General features: G+C 72.6%; 14 protein-coding genes. 4 read left to right on the top strand and 10 right to left on the bottom strand.

Annotated elements, in window-relative coordinates; genetic code table 11:
- Positions 1 to 13 precede the first annotated feature (13 nt).
- From Sspor_RS21805 to Sspor_RS21765, 9 genes are all read right to left on the bottom strand, one after another.
- Entirely contained in the window at positions 14 to 1,114 is a 1,101-nt protein-coding gene (locus tag Sspor_RS21805; RefSeq protein WP_202200644.1) for a potassium channel family protein, read from the bottom strand.
- Entirely contained in the window at positions 1,102 to 2,430 is a 1,329-nt protein-coding gene (locus tag Sspor_RS21800; RefSeq protein WP_202200643.1) for a molybdopterin molybdotransferase MoeA, read from the bottom strand. Before Sspor_RS21800 ends, Sspor_RS21805 begins: the two co-directional genes overlap by 13 nt.
- Complete coding sequence (locus Sspor_RS21795; RefSeq protein WP_202200642.1) at positions 2,427 to 3,290, bottom strand: NTP transferase domain-containing protein; 864 nt, start codon at positions 3,288 to 3,290, stop codon at positions 2,427 to 2,429. Before Sspor_RS21795 ends, Sspor_RS21800 begins: the two co-directional genes overlap by 4 nt.
- 158 nt (positions 3,291 to 3,448) lie before the next feature.
- Complete coding sequence (locus tag Sspor_RS21790) at positions 3,449 to 3,988, bottom strand: bacterial proteasome activator family protein (protein ID WP_030014634.1); 540 nt, start codon at positions 3,986 to 3,988, stop codon at positions 3,449 to 3,451.
- Between the two features lie 111 nt (positions 3,989 to 4,099).
- Positions 4,100 to 6,856 carry an ABC transporter permease gene (locus Sspor_RS21785; protein ID WP_237404351.1) on the bottom strand — a complete coding sequence of 919 codons (2,757 nt, stop codon included), beginning with the start codon at positions 6,854 to 6,856 and terminating at the stop codon, positions 4,100 to 4,102.
- A 101-nt stretch (positions 6,857 to 6,957) separates the two neighbouring features.
- Positions 6,958 to 7,716: an ABC transporter ATP-binding protein gene (locus Sspor_RS21780; protein ID WP_202200640.1), complete on the bottom strand. Its 759-nt coding sequence runs from the start codon at positions 7,714 to 7,716 to the stop codon at positions 6,958 to 6,960.
- 25 nt (positions 7,717 to 7,741) lie between these two features.
- On the bottom strand, positions 7,742 to 8,398 hold the full coding sequence (locus Sspor_RS21775; protein WP_202200639.1) for a PadR family transcriptional regulator: 657 nt from the start codon (positions 8,396 to 8,398) through the stop codon (positions 7,742 to 7,744).
- Positions 8,399 to 8,494: 96 nt separating this feature from the next.
- Positions 8,495 to 8,968, bottom strand: coding sequence for a hypothetical protein (locus Sspor_RS21770; RefSeq protein WP_202200638.1), 474 nt, complete (start codon positions 8,966 to 8,968; stop codon positions 8,495 to 8,497).
- Positions 8,969 to 9,150: 182 nt separating this feature from the next.
- Positions 9,151 to 10,827 (bottom strand): protein kinase domain-containing protein, encoded by a 1,677-nt coding sequence (locus Sspor_RS21765; RefSeq protein ID WP_202200637.1) that lies wholly within the window; start codon positions 10,825 to 10,827, stop codon positions 9,151 to 9,153.
- 229 nt (positions 10,828 to 11,056) lie between these two features.
- On the opposite strand from Sspor_RS21765, the gene Sspor_RS21760 reads away from it, so the two are divergent.
- Positions 11,057 to 12,676, top strand: a complete 1,620-nt coding sequence (locus Sspor_RS21760; protein ID WP_202200636.1) for a protein kinase domain-containing protein — start codon at positions 11,057 to 11,059, stop codon at positions 12,674 to 12,676.
- A gap of 70 nt (positions 12,677 to 12,746) precedes the next feature.
- Here the strand turns inward: Sspor_RS21760 and Sspor_RS21755 are convergent, their stop codons facing one another.
- Positions 12,747 to 13,406 (bottom strand): response regulator, encoded by a 660-nt coding sequence (locus Sspor_RS21755; RefSeq protein ID WP_202200635.1) that lies wholly within the window; start codon positions 13,404 to 13,406, stop codon positions 12,747 to 12,749.
- A 327-nt stretch (positions 13,407 to 13,733) separates the two neighbouring features.
- Between Sspor_RS21755 and pdhA the strand changes: the two genes are divergently transcribed.
- The 3 genes from pdhA to Sspor_RS21740 are packed head-to-tail and all read left to right on the top strand — an operon-like array spanning position 13,734 to position 17,356.
- Positions 13,734 to 14,936, top strand: a complete 1,203-nt coding sequence (gene pdhA / locus Sspor_RS21750) for a pyruvate dehydrogenase (acetyl-transferring) E1 component subunit alpha (RefSeq protein WP_202200634.1) — start codon at positions 13,734 to 13,736, stop codon at positions 14,934 to 14,936.
- Positions 14,936 to 15,916 (top strand): alpha-ketoacid dehydrogenase subunit beta, encoded by a 981-nt coding sequence (locus Sspor_RS21745; protein WP_030010542.1) that lies wholly within the window; start codon positions 14,936 to 14,938, stop codon positions 15,914 to 15,916. Before pdhA ends, Sspor_RS21745 begins: the two co-directional genes overlap by 1 nt.
- Positions 15,917 to 15,928: 12 nt before the next feature.
- The gene (locus tag Sspor_RS21740; protein ID WP_202200633.1) at positions 15,929 to 17,356 is read left to right on the top strand and encodes a dihydrolipoamide acetyltransferase family protein; all 1,428 of its coding nucleotides are present in this window, start codon (positions 15,929 to 15,931) and stop codon (positions 17,354 to 17,356) included.
- Positions 17,357 to 17,498: the final 142 nt, after the last annotated feature.

Below are 17,498 nucleotides of genomic sequence, written 5' to 3'. Positions count from 1 at the left end.
CGCCACGGCGCGGCTACTCGGCAGGTCCCAGCCTCACCGGCGGCGAAGTCGGCGGAGCCGCCCGCACGATGGTGATGAGACGGTCCGTCAGCTGGATCGGGCTCGCGTGCGGATCGTCGTACGCCAGCAGCCGGTGCCCGCGCAGCACGCTCACCACCAGGTCCTCGGTGTCCCGGACCGACTTGCCGACCTCGGCCTTGCGGGCGGGGCGTTCGATGAGGTCGAGGCCGCTGCCCTGCTGGATGAGGTCCTCCATCACGGTGCCCGCGCTCGGGCTGAGCACCGAGAGGCCCAGCAGCCGGCCGGCCGCGCTCGCGCTCGTGATGACCGCGTCCGCCCCGGACTGCCGCAGCAGCGGGGCGTTCTCCTCCTCGCGCACCGCAGCGACGATCTTCGCTCCGCGGTTGAGCTGCCGGGCGGTCAGGGTGACCAGGACCGCCGTGTCGTCCCGCTGGGTGGCGATGACGATCTGACGGGCCTTCTGCAGCTCGGCGCGGAGCAGGACGTCGGAGCGGGTGGCGTCGCCGACCACGCCCGTGAACCCCTCCGCGTTGGCCGTGTCGATCACCTTGGCGCTGGGGTCGACGATGACGACCTGCTCCTTCGAGAGGCCGGTGGCCAGCAGCGTCAGAAGGGCCGAGCGGCCCTTCGTACCGAAGCCGACGACGACCGTGTGGTCACGCAAGTTCTTCCTCCAGCGCTTCAGCCGCCACTCTTCCCTCGTCCGCTCCGTCAGGACTTCCAGGGTGGTACCGACCAGGATGATCAGGAACAGCACGCGCAGCGGCGTGATCACCAGGATGTTGATCAGCCGTGCGCTGTCGCTGTACGGCACGATGTCGCCGTAGCCGGTCGTGGACAGCGTCACCGTCGCGTAGTAGAAGCAGTCGAGGAGATCGACCTGCTCGTTCGCGTTGTCGTGGTAGCCGTCGCGGTCCAGCCACACGACGAAGACCGTCAGGAAGAGCACGAACAGAGCCATCAGCAGACGCTTGCCGACCTGGCTCAGCGGAGCCTCGACCACGCGTTTGGGCAGCTTGATGCGCCGGGATACGAGCTTCTCGTCGGCGCCGCGGGCCATGGAGTCCTGGCCGTGCAGTTTCACGTGAAACATCCTCCAGAAGCCCAGGGCAGATCGAGGATCTCCAGTTCCTGCCCGGACCGCGCGCCCTTGGGCGGTACGACGGCCAGCGCGTCGGCGGCGGCCACCCCGCGCAGCATCGCAGGTCCGTGGTAGCGCAGCGGCACCGCGTGCTCGTCGCTCAGCAGGACCGGGACCAGCCGGGTGTCGTAGGGGTGGCCGGGTACGTCGCCCTGCACCGGCGCGGTGTAGCGGGGGCGCCTGCGGCGGCCGGCGAGGGCGCGCAGCAGCGGTTCCGCGAGGGTCAGGAGCCCGGAGACGGCGGCCAGCGGGTTGCCGGGGAGCCCGACCACATGGCGCACCGCGGGCTCGTCGGGCGTCCCGGATCCGGTGCGGGCCAGCAGCATGGGGTGCCCGGGCCGTACCGCCACCCCGTCGACCAGAAGGTCGGCGCCGGCCTCGCGCAGCACCGGGTGGACGTGGTCCACCGGCCCGGAGGCGGTGCCGCCGGTGGTGATGAGGACATCGGCGGTGCTCGTGGTGACGGCCTCGAGCAGGGCCGCGGCCCCCGCCGGGTCGTCGCCGAGCCGCCGCGTGCCGATGACCTCGGCGCCGAGGCGGCCGATCCAGGGCCCGAGCATGGGGCTGAGGGCGTCGCGCACCAGCCCTTCGTGCGGACGGCCCTCGGTGAGCAGTTCGTCGCCGAGCACCAGGATCTCCACGCGGGGGCGGGGCCGGGTGGTCAGCTCGTCGTACCCGGCGGCCGCGGCGAGCCCCAGCACGGCCGGGGTGACCAGGGAGCCTGCGGGCAGCAGCAGGTCGCCGGAGCGGCACTCCTGGCCCCGCGGGCGGATGTCCTGGCCGGTGAGGACGGGCCGGTCGGCGAAGAGCTGGGTGCCGGCCTCGCGGCAGTGCTCGCTGCGGATGACGGCGGTGGCGTCGGCGGGGATCCGGGCGCCGGTGGCGATCCGTACGGCCTCGCCGTCCGTGAGGGGCTCGGGCCGCTCGGAGCCGGCCAGGACACTCCCGCCGCTGCGCACGCTCCAGGGGCCGGGGCCCGCGACGGCCCAGCCGTCCATGGCGGAGGTGTCGAAGGACGGCAGGTCGGTCAGCGCGTCCAGGGGGGTGGCCAGGACCTCGCCGAGGGCGTCCGCGAGGGGCACGCGGTGGGTCCGGGCCCGCACGGTGCTCCCGGCGTGGGCGGCGATGTCCCGGGCCCGCTGCCAGCCGGCCGCGCGGTGACCGCCCGCGCCGCCGCCCGTGCCGCCACCGCCGCCGCCCTCGGGGGCGCGGCTGACCAGCGCCAGGGCCTCGTCGAGGGCCTGCTCGGCGGAGTTCGTGGGGGTCATCCGGAGCCGTTCTGTTCGGCGGAGTCGGCCGCTGCCTCGTCGGCCCAGCGCAGCGCCAGGTCGGCCGCCTTGCGGGAGGCCTCGGCGACGGCCTGGGCGGGGTCGGCGCCGGTGGCGGCGGCGTGGGCGGCCGCGTAGCCGACCAGGAAGGTGGTCAGCGGGGCGGCGGGCCGGGCGACGCCGTGGGCGGCGTCCCGGGCGAGGTCGAGGAGGGTCTTGGTGTCGACGGTGAGGTCGATGCCCAGCTCGCTCTTGACGGCGGTGATCCATTGCTCCAGCACGCCTCCATGCTCCCTGATCCGGGCACGGGCGGCGGCGAGATCGTCCCAGGTGTCGCAGTCGAAGGACGCGAGTGGCCGGGAGGACACGCGGGCGAGGTCCAGTTCGGCGGTGAGGGCGCGGAGCGGGAGCCCGGTGAGGGTGCCGTGCTCGGCGGCGAGCAGGGCGATCTCCCGGCGCAGCGGCTCGGCCCGGTAGGCGGCGACCAGCGGCTGGTCCCGGCCGTCGGCGTCCCGCAGCATCGCCCCGTCCGCCCCGGGGGCGTCGAGCAGGGCCCCTACGGTCTCCCGGTCGAGGAACGGCAGGTCGGCGGAGAGTACGAGCACCAGTTCGGCGGTGGTCCGGCGCAGCCCGGCGTCCAGGGCGGCCACGGGGCCGCCGCCGGGCGGGTCCTCGCGGGTCCAGTGGACCGGGCGGGTGGTGGCGCGGCGGCCGCCGACGACGACCGTGGTCCGGGCGTCGGGGCAGGCGTCGAGGACGCGGTCGAGGAGTGTGCGGCCGCCGACGCTCAGCGCGGGCTTGTCGGCCCCGCCGAGGCGGCGCGCGGCGCCGCCGGCCAGCACGATCGCGTCGTAGCTCATGCCCATGAGTATGGGGCGGGCGGGTGCGGCGCCGTTGCCGGGGGCGCTGCCCCCGGACCCCCGCGCCGCGAACGCCGGCGGGGCCGAAACGGCGGAAGCGGGGCCGGCCGCGCCCGTGGGGCGTGGGCCGGACCCGCTTTCTGCTGTCCGCCGGAGGGCTAGAGGTAGGGGCCCGAGCGGATCGCGCCGTGGCCGCCGTCCTCGTCGTCGTCGTGCGGGCCGCCCGGCGGGAGGGCGCGGCGCATCTGCTCCAACTGGGCCCGCGCCGCCATCTGCTGCGCGAACAGAGCCGTCTGGATGCCGTGGAAGAGGCCTTCCAGCCAGCCCACCAACTGGGCCTGGGCGATCCTGAGTTCGGCCTCGGAGGGAATGGCCTCCTCGGTGAACGGGAGCGACAGGCGCTCCAGTTCCTCCACGAGCTCCGGAGCCAGGCCGTCCTCCAGCTCCTTGACCGAGGCGGCATGGATGTCCTTGAGCCGGACCCGGCTCGCCTCGTCGAGAGGCGCGGCACGTACCTCTTCCAGGAGTTGCTTGATCATGCTGCCGATCCGCATGACCTTGGCGGGCTGTTCGACCATTTCCGTCACCGGGACCTCGCGCGACTCGTCATCGGCGTCGCCGACCGCCGTCCCGTCCTGTCCCACGATCAGGACGTGCGGGGGGCTGTCCTGCGACCGTTCACTCCTCGGCATCTCCATGCCGTCATTCTCTCGCACACCTCCGTACTCACACGGTGTGCCCCCGTACAGTCGTGATCCACCCTGTACGGGGGCACCAGCCTGGTACCCGCCCCGGGTCCGGCCGCGGTCTTAACCCGCGGCCCGGCGGGCCAGTGCGCCGCTGGATCGGGTCACCAGGGCCGCCAGCAGGGCCGCGCCCAGCGGGACCACGACGAGCAGCCCGCCGAGGGTCTCCCACGGCACGGAGATCGGTACGAACGGCGCCGCTTCCGTCAGCGACGTGTAGCCCTGCTCGATCGACCGCCGGTAGAGCGACTCGGCTTCCCGCTGCTGCGTCAGGCGCAGGCCGACGGCGGGCAGGATCCCGGCCGCCGAGCCCAGGACGACGCCCATCAGGGCGACCACCCCGCACTGGAAGCCGCTCAGCGTCCGCCGCACCCGCGGTGCCGCGCCCACCGCGGCCAGCGTCTTCAGGTCGGCCTCCGCGTCGGCCTGGGCCAGCCCGGTGGCGATGCCGGCCGCGCCGATGGTGACGAGCCCCGCGAAGACGGCGAGGGCGAGCATGACGATGCTGTTGTCGCCCTGGTAGCCCGCCTCGATGCGCAGGGAGGTGTCCACGCCCATCCGGTCGATCTCCCCGTCCAGCTTCTGGCGCTGCTCGGTGGACGCCGTCCCGTCGAGGCTGAAGAACGAGCCCACGGGCGCGGTGGTCAGTCCGGCGGCCTTGGCGGCCGTGGGCGGCAGGATCAGCTCGACGCCCCAGCCCTCGGCCGAGTCGGGCGCCAGGTGGACGGGAAGGACCTTGTCCTCACCGGGTGTTTCGTCGTAGCGCCCGGTCATGATGTCGTTCTCGCCTTGGTCGGTGATGATCCGCAGGGTGAGCTTGCCGTCCTTGACCTGGCGCTTGTCGAAGGAGACGGCCTGACCGGACTTGAGGGCGGCCACGGTGCCCGGGTCGGTGACCGCGAGCACGCTCAGCAGCTTGTCGTCGCCGACGAGGACGGAATGCTCCATACCGTGCCAGGGCTCCTGGCAGCGCCAGTCCTGGCGCAGTTCCCTGCGCTGCGCTTCGGTGAAGGCATCGCTGCCCTTGGCGTCCTCGTAGAGCGGGCAGCGCTGGTCCTTGGGCGTGATGACCTCGGCGCGGCCGCAGCCGGGGTCCGAGGAGTACGACTCGCAGCTCGGCTTGCCGACGACCAGCCGGTCGACGTCCGCCCGCTGGGCCAGCGGCAGTTCCCTGGAGAGGACCTCGCGCAGGGCGGGCACCTCCTTGTACGCGCCGTTCTCGGAGGCCTGCAGCAGCCCGGTGCCGTGCGGCAGGTCGGCCCGGTACTCCTGGCGCATCTGGACGTCGTTGCTCTGCTGGTACGTGGCGACGGCGACGGTTCCGGCGACGGCGGCCAGTACGGCGGCCACCGCGGGCGCCGTACGTCCGCGGTTGCGCACGGCGTCGCGCAGCGCGAGCCGCGGCGACAGCGGCAGCCACCGCCCGAGCCGGCCGAACAGGCCGACCAGGACTGGAGTGAGGGCGACGATGCCGAGTTCGGCGAGGGCGCTGCCGCCCGCCACGACGGTGCTGCCCAGCTTCGAGGTGGTGCCGTAGAGGGCGATCGAGGCGCCGACGGCGACGGCGATCAGGCCGAGGACGGGCAGCACCCGGTTGGCGCGGCGGATGCCGCGGCGGCCGGTCAGCGAGGCCAGCACGGTCTGCCGGGAGGCGGTGACGGCCGGCACGATCGCGGCCAGCAGGCCGGTGAACACGGCGAGCAGGGCGATGCCGGCCAGTTCCAGCGGGCGGAAGTCGAATCCGCCGAAGCGGTTGCCGAGGGTCTCCTCCAGCACCGGTCGCAGGACGACGGTGAGCAGGATGCCGACGACGGTGCCGGTCACGGCGGCGACGGCGCCGATGACCAGCCCGCCGGAGAGCACGATGGAGCGGATGTGGCGCCGGTCGCCGCCGTTGGCGCCGACCAGGCCCAGCTGGCGGCGCGAGCGGCGGGCGCCGACGGCGAAGGCCGGTCCGGCGAGCAGGCAGATCTCCAGCATGGCCAGGCCCACGACGGTGGCCAGGATGGCCGTCTCGACGACCTTGTTGCCCTCGCCCTGGAACTTCGACGCCGGCTCGTCGCGGTAGAGCGGGACCTCGGAGTCGGCGGGCGGGTCGAGGATGACGGCGCGGGAGAGGACGAGCAGGCTCTTGGCGTTGGCCGCCTTGACGGCGTCCCAGGTGACACCCGCGCCGCCGACCTTGACCAGGTAGCTGTCGTCGGGGGTCACCGTGCGCCCGCCGGACTCCGTCAGCGCCTTGTTCAGCGGGGCGATGAGCGTCCCGGGCGGGGCGATGATCTCGGGGCGGCCGAGTTCGTCCGGCAGCTCGTAGGCGCCGACGATCTTGTACGGGGAGGTGGCGCCGCGCGGGGTGACCGAGGAGCCGACGAAGAAGCCGGAATCCTTCAGGAAGGCCCGGGTGGCGATGACCTCGCCCGGGTTCTCGGGCAGCCGGCCGCGGTCGAGGGTGATCATCCCCTTCACCAGGGGGCTGTGCGCGTCGATTTCGCGCAGCTGGGTGTCGAGCAGTCCGTGCGTGGTGCGGACCTTGGCGTAGCCGCTGCTGTCCTTGAGGACCTGGGCCCCGGGCGGGAGCGCGGACTCCACCGGTTCCGGCTTGTCCCGAGTGGACTTCGAGGGGTCGTACGCCTTGTAGCCGCCGACGGGCGCGGAAGTGCGGCTGTCGGGGCTCTGGTTGATGGGCCCGGACATGTGCGAGTGGCTCACCCGGGCGTCGGCGGTGCCGATCATCCGGGTGACGCTCTGCTCGGGGGAGAGTTCGGCGCTGCGCAGCGTGAGGTCGGCGGCGCTCACCCCGACGATCGGCAGGGCGAGCATCGCGAGGACCAGGGAGCTGCGGCCCTTGGCGCGCCAGGCGTCGCGGCGGGCGATGCGCAGGGCCGCGACCCAGGAGTGGTACCAGCCTTGGAGTGGAGCGGTCACTGGCCGGCCGCCTGCCCGGAGAGGAGGGAGTCGGCGTGGCTGCGCAGGGTCTCGTCGACCACGCTGCCGTCGCGCAGGAAGACCACCCGGTCGGCCCAGGCGGCGAACCGCGGTTCGTGCGTGACGAGGATCCCGGCCGCGCCCGCGTCGCAGCGGGAGCGCAGCAGGGCGAGTACGGACTCGCCGGTCTCGGAGTCGAGGGCGCCGGTCGGCTCGTCGGCGAGGACCAGGCGGCGGTCCCCCACGAGGGCGCGGGCGATGGCCACGCGCTGCTGCTGGCCGCCGGACATCTCGTCGGGGAAGCGGTCGGCGAGCTGCCCGAGGCCCATCTCCTCCAGCGCGGCGAGCGCGGAGGCGCGGGCCTTGCGGGCGGAGGTCCCGTCGAGCTCCCGGGGCAGTGCCACGTTCTCGGCGGCGGTGAGGGCCGGTATCAGGTTGTAGTCCTGGAAGACGTACCCGATGCTGCGGCGGCGCAGGGCGGCCAGTTGCTTGCGGCTCGCCGCGGTGATGTCGGTGCCCTCGACGATCACCCGGCCGCTGCTGGGGGTGTCGAGGCCGCCCGCGAGGGTGAGCAGCGTGGACTTGCCGGAGCCGGAGGGGCCCATGACGGCGACGAGTTCGCCGGGGAAGACGGAGAGGTTGATCCCGCGCAGGGCGTGCACCTCGGTGGCCCCGCTGCCGTGCGTGCGCACGAGCCGGTCCAACTGGAGTACGGGCTGCTGGGGCTGGGGCTGGGGCTGGGGCTGGTCAGGCATGGAGTGTCCCCCCTGGAACGGTGGTTCAGCCACGGCGCGTACGAGCGGTACGACGGGGCCGGGTGGTCGGGGTCGGGGTCGGGGTCTCGGCGGTGGCGGCCTGGGGCGGTTCGGGCTCGGCGGCTCTCCGGTCGGCCGGCAGGGAGAGCCGGACGAGCCGGGCTTCGCAGTGGTCGAGCCAGCGGGCCTCGGCCTCGGTCTGGAAGATCAGCTGTTCCAGGACGAGCAGCCAGGCGACGTCGTCGCGTTCGTGGGACCGGCCGCTCTCGACCGCGGCGAGCGCCGTGGCCTTGAGCCGGGTGTAGTCCTGCATCGCTTTGATCGTGGCGTGCCGCTGGGACTGGATGACGGCGCGGATGTCGACGCCGGGGGCCCCCACGGCCATGGCGAGCTTGATGGACAGTTCGTCGCGGGGCGGGTTGGCCCGGTCGACGGGGCGCTCGTACCACTGGAGCAGCTCGGTGCGCCCGGCGTCGGTGATGGCGTACAGGGTGTGGCCGGCGGCGTCCTCGCCGCCGGGGGCGACAAGGCCGTCCCGTTCGAGACGGGCGAGGGTCGTGTACACCTGCCCGACGTTGAGCGGCCAGGTGGAGCCGGTGCGGGATTCGAACTCGGTGCGCAGCTGGGAGCCGTACCGAGGACCCCGTTCCAGCAGGGCGAGTAGCCCGTGACGGATCGACATACTCGGTATGTATACCGAGTATGTTCACGCACGGCAACCACCCTCGGATGTACGCCTTACGGGGGACGCGGGGCCGGAGGCGGTGGTCCGGGCCGGTCACATCCCCCGGCGCAGCCGCAACCCGAGATAGCCGAGACCGAGCCCCATCAGGGCGAATCCGGTGCCGAGCGGCAGTATGTGCGCGGCCAGATCGGCGGCCCGGTCGTTGGGTCCGGTGCCGAGGGCTCTGACCACCGTCGGCGGCGGGCTCGGGGCGGCGACCACGGTGGTCGGCCTGGGGGTGGGCCGGGGGGCGGGCTCGGTGCGCGGGCGGGCCGGCAGCGGCCGGGAGGCGGCCACGACCAGCTCCGGGTCGGCGGGCTCGCCGGCCGGCCGTCCGGGGTGCTCCCGCCCGACGCCGGCGAGGCTGCCGGCCAGTTCCTCGTAGGGGTCGTCCGGCGAGGCGGGGGCGGCGACGTGCCGGGGCGGGCTGTGGAACGGGCCGGCGTACGCGGAGGCGGAGGGCACGGCCGCGGCGGCGGCCAGGGCCGCGCAGGCCAGCCAGTGCGGCGGGCGGAAGCGTTGGATCACGGGGAGCCCCTCCCGTCCCGAGCCACGAGCTGCTCGCTGCGCGTCAGAGATATGCGCCCAGATTTGCACAGCGGGGCAAAACCGGCATCCCGGACACCCTGTCGGGTGCCCGGGATGCCGGTGTGCCGGACCGGGGTCCGTGCCGCGCCGCCGCGCGACGGCGCGCGGCGGCAGCGGTCGCGCTATTCGGGGTTGCCGGTCGACACGGTCAGCGTGTACTCCGTGCCTTCCTTGTTGATCTTTTCCCCGGCGGCCGGGGACTGGAAGAGCACCGTGTCCTTGCCGTACACGGCCTCGTCCTTCGTTTCGATCTTGTACTTGCCGCCCGAGGCCTGGATGCACTCCTTCACGGAGAGCAGGTTCTTGTACTTCAGGTCCGGCGCCATGTACTTGCCGGCCTCGCTGTAGTGCTTCACCGGCTCCGAGCACTTCTTCGGGTCGATCGTGCGCGTGGTGTCCGGACCCTTGAACCCGGCCTTCGCGGACGCGGAGGCGGCCGTGGAGCTCCCGGGGTCCGCCGTCGTCCCTCCCTTGTCCTTGTCGTCGCCGTTCATCGAGATCGCGGCGATCAGACCGCCGACGGCCAGCAGGGCCACCGCGATCGCGCCGACGAGCACCGGCATGTTCCGCTTGCCGGCGCCGCCCGCCGCGGACGAGCCCGCGCCGGACCCCGCGCCCGTCGGGGAGATCGTGTACGGCGGCGGGGTCTGCGGCGCGTACTGCTGCTGCGGCGGGGGCGTGTGCGGGTAGGCGTAGCCGCCCTGCGCGTGCTGCTGGGGGGCCGGAGTCGGCGCGTACGGGGCCGGCGGCGGGGTGTGCGGGGCCTGGTACGGCTGCTGCACCGACTGCGGGGGCGCCTGGTACCCGGACTCCACCGGCGGGAACACGGCCGAGGCCACGCCCGCGCCACTGCTCAGAGGCCCCTGGCCCTGGACGATGACCGGCGCCCCGGTCTGCCCGGAGCCCAGCACCCGCGCGACCTCGTCGCCCATGGCCGCGGCCGTGGGGAAACGCTCGTTCGGGTTCTTCTTCAGGGCCCGCGCCACCAGCGCGTCCATCGCCGGGGTGAGCGAGCGGTTGACGGAGGACGGGGCGACCGGCTCCTCCTGCACGTGGGCGTACGCGATGGCCAGCGGCGAGTCCGCGTCGAACGGGATCCGCCCGGTCAGCAGCTGGAACAGCATGATGCCGACCGAGTAGAGGTCGGAACGGGCGTCGACCCCGCGCCCCAGCGCCTGCTCGGGCGAGAGGTACTGCGGGGTGCCGACGACCATGCCGGTCTGGGTCATCGAGGTGACCCCCGACTGCATGGCGCGGGCGATGCCGAAGTCCATGACCTTGACCACGCCGCGCTTGTTCACCATGACGTTGCCGGGCTTGATGTCGCGGTGGACGAGCCCCATCTCGTGGCTGGTCTCCAGGGCGGCCAGCACATCGGCCGTCACCTTCAGGGCCTTGTCCGCCGGCATGGCCCCGTACTGGCGGATGTCCGCCTCCAGCACCGAGCCGAGCGGCTGGCCCTCGACGTACTCCATGACGATGTACGGCATCACCGCGCCGTCGCCGCCGCCGGCGCCGCCGAACGTCACTTCGCCCTCGCCGGTGTCGAACACCGAGACGATGTTCGTGTGCGACAGTTTCGCTACAGCCTGGGCCTCGCGGCGGAAACGCTCGCGGAAGGACTGCTCCCGGCCGAGGTCGCTGTGGAGCGTCTTGATGGCGACCTGCCGGTCGAGGGCCGAGTCGTACGCCAGGTACACGGACGCCATGCCGCCCGCACCGAGCAAGTCCCTTAGCTGGTAACGGCCACCGGCCAGAGAGCCGCCCGCGTACTGGCCCTGAGTGCCGTCCTGGCTCATGACTGTTGCTTCCCCTCGCGATGTGTCCCCACGCCGGTGGCCGGGCGCATATGGCGCCCAGTCTGCCCGAGGGCAAGCACACGTCAAGCCAGGTGCCCGTTCCGTGACCACACGGGCACAGGCGGCTTTGTCCGAACGGTGACCGGTTCCGAGGCTGTAGCGTTCACCGGAGCACCGACGAAGAGGACGACCGCCGAGCGGCGGCCGAGAGATACGACGGCGAGGACTGATGGCACCCGAACCCGATGGAAACGGCGCCGGGATGACCGATGGTCCTGAGCACTGGGGCGCCGGCGGCCTGGTGGGAGACGGCCGTTACCGGATGACGCACCGGCTGGGACGCGGCGGCATGGCCGAGGTGTTCGCGGCCGAGGACGTCCGCCTGGGCCGGACCGTCGCCGTGAAGCTGCTGCGCGCGGACCTCGCCGAGGACCCGGTGTCCAAGGCCCGCTTCACGCGTGAGGCCCAGTCGGTCGCCGGACTCAACCACCACGCCGTCGTCGCCGTGTACGACTCCGGCGAGGACAAGGTCGGCCCGAACACCGTTCCGTACATCGTCATGGAGCTCGTCGAGGGCCGCACCATCCGGGACCTCCTGCTCAGTGCCGAGGCCCCGGGGCCCGAGCAGGCGCTCATCATCACCTCGGGCGTGCTCGAGGCGCTCGCGTACTCGCACCAGCACGGCATCGTGCACCGCGACATCAAGCCGGCGAACGTCATCATCACCGAGACCGGCGCGGTCAAGGTGATGGACTTCGGCATCGCCCGCGCTCTGCATGGCGCCCAGTCGACGATGACCCAGACCGGCATGGTCATGGGCACCCCGCAGTACCTGTCGCCCGAACAGGCCCTCGGCAAGGCCGTCGACCACCGCTCCGACCTGTACGCGACCGGCTGCCTGCTGTACGAACTGCTCGCGCTGCGTCCCCCGTTCACCGGCGAGACCCCGCTGTCGGTGGTCTACCAGCACGTCCAGGACGCGCCGGTGCCGCCCTCGCAGCTGCCGGAGGGCGGCCACCTCCCGCAGGAACTCGACGGCCTGGTCATGCGCTCCCTCGCCAAGGACCCGGACGACCGGTTCCAGAGCGCCGAGGAGATGCGCGGACTGGTGCAGTACGCGCTCCAGATGCTGCACGACCAGGGGCCGAACACCGGCACCTGGAGCACCGGCCCGGTCACCATGGCCCTGCCGCACGGGCGCGGCGGCGCCGCCGCGACCACGGCCATGCCCGTGAGCGGGAGCGGCGGCCAGCAGCAGTACGGGGCGCACGCCTCGACCTCGCAGTTCCAGCAGCCGATGGTGCCCTCGCTGAACCCGGACGACGGCTCGGCCTTCCCCGGCGGTCACGGCGTGGCCGGCAACGGCGGCTACGACGGATACGACGGCTACGACGACCGCGGTGGCGGCGGCGGCCGCTGGAAGGCATGGCTGTTCGCGGTCCTCGCGATCGTCGCGGTCCTCGGCGGCGTGGCCTATGCGGTCAACACCGTGGGCAAGGGCGACAAGAAGAAGCCGGAGACCACCCAGAGCACCCCGGGCGACCAGCCGAGCAAGTCCCCGGCGCCGAGCCTCACCACCGCGCCGCAGACCCAGGACAACTCCCCGGCCACCAACGACAGTTCGCCCCTGCCGACCCGTACCCGGTCGCAGACCTTCAGCCAGTCGCCGACGGCCACCGCGACGCACTCGCCGACGGGTACGACCTCGCCGACCGCCACGGCGACGACGAAGCCCACGACGAGCACGTCGCCGAAGCCCTCGACGACGCCGACGAAGCCGACGGAGACGGGCGGTGGCGGCGGCGGGCCCGCCGGCCCCGGCGGTGGCGGTACCAACTCGGAAGAGTGACACGGACACGCGGACGGGCCCGGCGGAATCAGTTCCGCCGGGCCCGTCCGCGCATCCGCGGGAGCGCGGGTCAGCGCCGTTCGGCCTGCAGGCGGGCCACGTAGGCGGCGGCCTGGGAGCGGCGCTCCATGCCCAGCTTGGAGAGCAGGCTGGAGACGTAGTTCTTGATCGTTTTCTCGGCCAGGTGCAGCCGCTCGCCGATCACGCGGTTGGTCAGGCCCTCGCCGATCAGGTCGAGGATCTTCCGCTCCTGCTCGGTGAGGTTGGCGAGGCGGTCGTCGCCCCCGTTCCTGCCGCCGTCGCGCAGCCGCTCCAGTACGCGGGCGGTGGCGACCTGGTCGAGCAGGGACTTGCCGGCGGCGACATCGCGTACGGCGCTCAGCAGCTCATTGCCGCGGATCGCCTTGAGCACGTAACCGGAGGCCCCGGCCATGATCGCGTCGAACAGCGCCTCGTCGTCGGCGAAGGAGGTCAGCATCAGGCACCGGACGTCCTCGTCCTGCGAGCGCACCTCGCGGCAGACCTCCACCCCGCTGCCGTCCGGCAGCCGCACGTCCAGGATGGCCACGTCCGGACGGGTGGCGGGGATGCGCACGAGGGCGTCGGCCGCGGTACCCGCCTCGCCGACGATCTCGATGTCCTCTTCGACCGACAAGAGCTCGTGGACGCCCCGACGTACCACTTCGTGGTCGTCCAGGAGGAATACCTTGATTTTTCCGTCTTCGCGCACGAAGTCAGTTTCACACACTCACCCCTTCCCTGCCGGAGTTACCCGGGATAACGTGCCGTTGTTCCCGGCCCCTGCAAGGCTGTGACCAGTGATTGTTCCCGCCGCTGTGTTTTTACTAGGAAATCCAAGCAAAAACGCAGGTCAAACGGGGTTTCGCAGTTATGCGGCGCACTGGGTAACGTGCATTGCGCAGGGCACTCGCCGGGGCACCTGTCACGCCTGAATCCCCGTACGCGACGCGCACCCACCCCGTGCGCTCGTTACGGATACAGGTGAGCCGCACTGGACCCCGGAGAACCCGGGTGCCGGACCGACGGAGGAGCACACGTGACCGTGGAGAGCACTGCCGCGCGCAAGCCGCGACGCAGCAGCGGCACCAAGCGGGCGGCAGGCGCGGCGAACGCCGCCGCCAAGCCCGCCGCTGCCACCGCGCAGACGCAGGATGTCGTACCTCAGCTCGTACAGCTGCTGACGCCCGAAGGGGACCGCGTCGACAACGCGGAGAACGCCGAGTTCGCCCCCTTCGTCGCCGACATCACCACCGAGGACCTGCGCGGGCTGTACCGCGACATGGTCATGACCCGCCGCTTCGACGGTGAGGCGACCGCCCTGCAGCGTCAGGGCGAGCTGGGCCTGTGGGCCTCGCTCCTCGGGCAGGAGGCCGCGCAGATCGGCTCCGGCCGGGCGCTGAACGACGACGACTACGTCTTCCCGACGTACCGCGAGCACGGCGTGGCCTGGTGCCGCGGGGTCGACCCGACCAACCTGCTCGGCATGTTCCGCGGTGTGAACCACGGCGGCTGGGACCCGAACACCAACAACTTCCACCTCTACACGATCGTGATCGGCTCGCAGACGCTGCACGCGACCGGTTACGCGATGGGTGTGGCCAAGGACGGCGCGGACTCCGCGGTCATCGCCTACTTCGGCGACGGCGCGTCCAGCCAGGGCGACGTCGCGGAGGCGTTCACCTTCTCCGCCGTCTACAACTCCCCCGTGGTGTTCTTCTGCCAGAACAACCAGTGGGCGATCTCCGAGCCGACCGAGCGCCAGATGCGCGTGCCGCTCTACCAGCGCGCGCAGGGCTTCGGCTTCCCGGGCGTCCGCGTCGACGGCAACGACGTGCTGGCCTGCCTGGCCGTGACCCGCTGGGCCCTGGACCGGGCCCGCCGCGGTGAGGGCCCGACCCTGGTCGAGGCGTTCACGTACCGCATGGGCGCGCACACCACCTCCGACGACCCGACGAAGTACCGGCGGGACGAGGAGACGGCGGCCTGGGAGGCCAAGGACCCGATCCTGCGCCTGAAGGCCCACCTGCTGGCCACCGGAGGCGCCGACGAGGCGTTCTTCACGGAGCTGGAGGCGGAGAGCGAGGCGATGGGCAAGCGCGTGCGCGAGGCCGTGCGCGCCATGCCCGACCCGGACACCATGGCGATCTTCGAGAACGTCTACGCGGACGGGCACGCGCTCGTCGACGAGGAGCGCGCCCAGTTCGCCGCCTACCTCGCGTCCTTCGAGGAGGGTCACTGATGGCTGTCGAGAAGATGTCTATCGCCAAGGCGCTCAACGAGTCGCTGCGCAAGGCCCTGGAGCAGGACCCCAAGGTCCTGATCATGGGCGAGGACGTCGGCAAGCTGGGCGGTGTCTTCCGGATCACCGACGGCCTGCAGAAGGACTTCGGCGAGGAGCGGGTCATCGACACCCCGCTCGCCGAGTCGGGCATCGTCGGCACCGCGATCGGCCTGGCCCTGCGCGGGTACCGGCCGGTCGTGGAGATCCAGTTCGACGGGTTCGTCTTCCCCGCGTACGACCAGATCGTCACGCAGCTCGCGAAGATGCACGCGCGCGCCCTGGGCAAGGTCAAGATGCCCGTCGTCGTGCGCATCCCGTACGCGGGCGGCATCGGCGCGGTCGAGCACCACAGCGAGTCCCCCGAGGCGCTCTTCGCGCACGTGCCGGGCCTCAAGGTGGTCTCCCCCTCGAACGCGAGCGACGCCTACTGGATGCTCCAGCAGGCGATCCTCAGCGACGACCCGGTGATCTTCTTCGAGCCGAAGCGCCGCTACTGGGACAAGGGCGAGGTCGACTTCGACGCCATCCCCGGTGAGCTGCACAAGGCGCGCGTGAGCCGCGAGGGCTCGGACGTCACCCTGGCCGCCTACGGCCCGATGGTGAAGGTCTGCCTGGAGGCCGCGGCCGCGGCCGCCGAGGAGGGCAAGTCGGTGGAGGTCCTCGACCTGCGCTCGATGTCCCCGGTCGACTTCGACGGGATCCAGGCCTCGGTCGAGAAGACCCGCCGGCTCGTGGTCGTCCACGAGGCGCCGGTCTTCCTCGGCGTGGGCGCGGAGGTCGCCGCTCGCATCACGGAGCGGTGCTTCTACCACCTGGAGGCGCCGGTCCTGCGCGTGGGCGGTTTCCACGCCCCGTACCCGCCGGCCCGCCTGGAGGACGAGTACCTGCCCGGCCTGGACCGGGTGCTCGACGCCGTCGACCGCTCGCTGGCGTACTAGGAGACCCGCGTCATGACCATCCGCGAATTCAAGATGCCCGATGTGGGCGAAGGCCTCACCGAGGCCGAGATCCTCAAGTGGTACGTCCAGCCGGGTGACACGGTCACCGACGGCCAGGTCGTCTGCGAGGTCGAGACGGCCAAGGCCGCCGTGGAACTGCCGATCCCGTTCGACGGTGTCGTGCACGCCCTCCTCTTCGAGGAGGGCACCACGGTCGACGTCGGCCAGGTGATCATCTCGGTGCAGACCGGCGAGGCCGAGGCTCCGGCCCCCGCCGCCGCTGCCGTGGAGGCGGCCCCGGCCGCCGCCGAGCCGGCCCCGGCCGCCCGCCAGCCCGTCCTGGTCGGCTACGGGGTCTCCGAGTCCTCCACCAAGCGCCGCCCGCGCAAGGCCGCCCCCGCGGCCGCCGTGGCCGCGCAGAACGGCACGACGGCCCCGGTGGCCGCCCCCGCGGCTCCGGCCGCACCGGCGCCGCTTCCCGCCGTCCCGGCGCAGCCGGCCGGTGAGCGGCCGCTGGCCAAGCCGCCGGTGCGCAAGCTCGCCAAGGACCTCGGCATCGACCTGGCCTCGGTGGTGCCCAGCGGCGACGGCGGGGTCGTGACCCGGGAGGACGTCCACGCGGCGGCCGCCGCGGCGATCACCCCGCAGGCCGCCGCTCCCGCGGCGGCTCCGGCCGCCGCCCCGGCCGCCCCGGCGGCGCCCGTCGCGGTGGCCGCGGCCCCCGTGGCCGACGCCTCGGCGCGGGAGACCCGTATCCCGGTCAAGGGCGTGCGCAAGGTCACCGCGCAGGCCATGGTGGGCTCGGCCTTCACCGCGCCGCACGTCACCGAGTTCATCACCTTCGACGTGACGCGCACGATGAAGCTGGTCCAGGAGCTCAAGGCCGACCCGGACCTCGCGGGGCTGCGGATCAACCCGCTGCTGCTCATCGCGAAGGCCGTGCTGGTGGCCATCCGCCGCAACCCGGACGTCAACGCGTCCTGGGACGAGGCGGCCCAGGAGATCGTGCTCAAGCACTACGTCAACCTGGGCATCGCGGCGGCCACCCCGCGCGGGCTGATCGTCCCGAACATCAAGGACGCGCACGCCAAGTCCCTCGGCGAGCTGTCGGAGTCCCTGTCCTCGCTGGTCGCCACGGCCCGTGACGGCAAGACCTCCCCGGCGGACATGCAGAACGGCACGATCACCATCACCAACGTCGGCGTCTTCGGCGTCGACACCGGTACGCCGATCCTGAACCCGGGCGAGTCCGCGATCCTCGCGGTCGGCGCGATCAAGCTGCAGCCGTGGGTCCACAAGGGCAAGGTCAAGCCGCGCCACGTCACCACCCTGGCGCTGTCGTTCGACCACCGTCTGATCGACGGCGAGCTCGGCTCCCGCTTCCTGGCCGACATCGCGGCGGTCCTGGAACACCCCCGCCGCCTGATCACCTGGTCGTAGCGGCACGTACGACGCCCCACCCGATGGCCGGTCTCCCTCGTGGAGACCGGCCATCGGTCTGAGTGGAACCGTTCGGACTCCCGCGCGTATCTAAGTAACGTATGCGAATCGGGGGCGCCGACTGCCCTTCGGGGATGGGGTA

The organism is Streptomyces spororaveus (genome assembly GCF_016755875.1).
In the GTDB taxonomy this organism is placed as follows: domain Bacteria; phylum Actinomycetota; class Actinomycetes; order Streptomycetales; family Streptomycetaceae; genus Streptomyces; species Streptomyces spororaveus.
This window is presented reverse-complemented; position numbering and strand designations above follow the sequence as displayed.

Coding starts and splice junctions, on each gene's coding strand:
- Sspor_RS21760 (WP_202200636.1), top strand. CDS start 11,057: ATGGCACCCGAACCCGATGGAAACGGCGCCGGGATGACCGATGGTCCT.
- Sspor_RS21805 (WP_202200644.1), bottom strand. CDS start 1,114: ATGTTTCACGTGAAACTGCACGGCCAGGACTCCATGGCCCGCGGCGCC.
- Sspor_RS21745 (WP_030010542.1), top strand. CDS start 14,936: ATGGCTGTCGAGAAGATGTCTATCGCCAAGGCGCTCAACGAGTCGCTG.
- Sspor_RS21785 (WP_237404351.1), bottom strand. CDS start 6,856: ATGCTCGCCCTGCCGATCGTCGGGGTGAGCGCCGCCGACCTCACGCTG.
- Sspor_RS21775 (WP_202200639.1), bottom strand. CDS start 8,398: ATGTCGATCCGTCACGGGCTACTCGCCCTGCTGGAACGGGGTCCTCGG.
- Sspor_RS21795 (WP_202200642.1), bottom strand. CDS start 3,290: ATGAGCTACGACGCGATCGTGCTGGCCGGCGGCGCCGCGCGCCGCCTC.
- Sspor_RS21780 (WP_202200640.1), bottom strand. CDS start 7,716: ATGCCTGACCAGCCCCAGCCCCAGCCCCAGCCCCAGCAGCCCGTACTC.
- Sspor_RS21740 (WP_202200633.1), top strand. CDS start 15,929: ATGACCATCCGCGAATTCAAGATGCCCGATGTGGGCGAAGGCCTCACC.
- Sspor_RS21765 (WP_202200637.1), bottom strand. CDS start 10,827: ATGAGCCAGGACGGCACTCAGGGCCAGTACGCGGGCGGCTCTCTGGCC.
- Sspor_RS21800 (WP_202200643.1), bottom strand. CDS start 2,430: ATGACCCCCACGAACTCCGCCGAGCAGGCCCTCGACGAGGCCCTGGCG.
- Sspor_RS21790 (WP_030014634.1), bottom strand. CDS start 3,988: ATGGAGATGCCGAGGAGTGAACGGTCGCAGGACAGCCCCCCGCACGTC.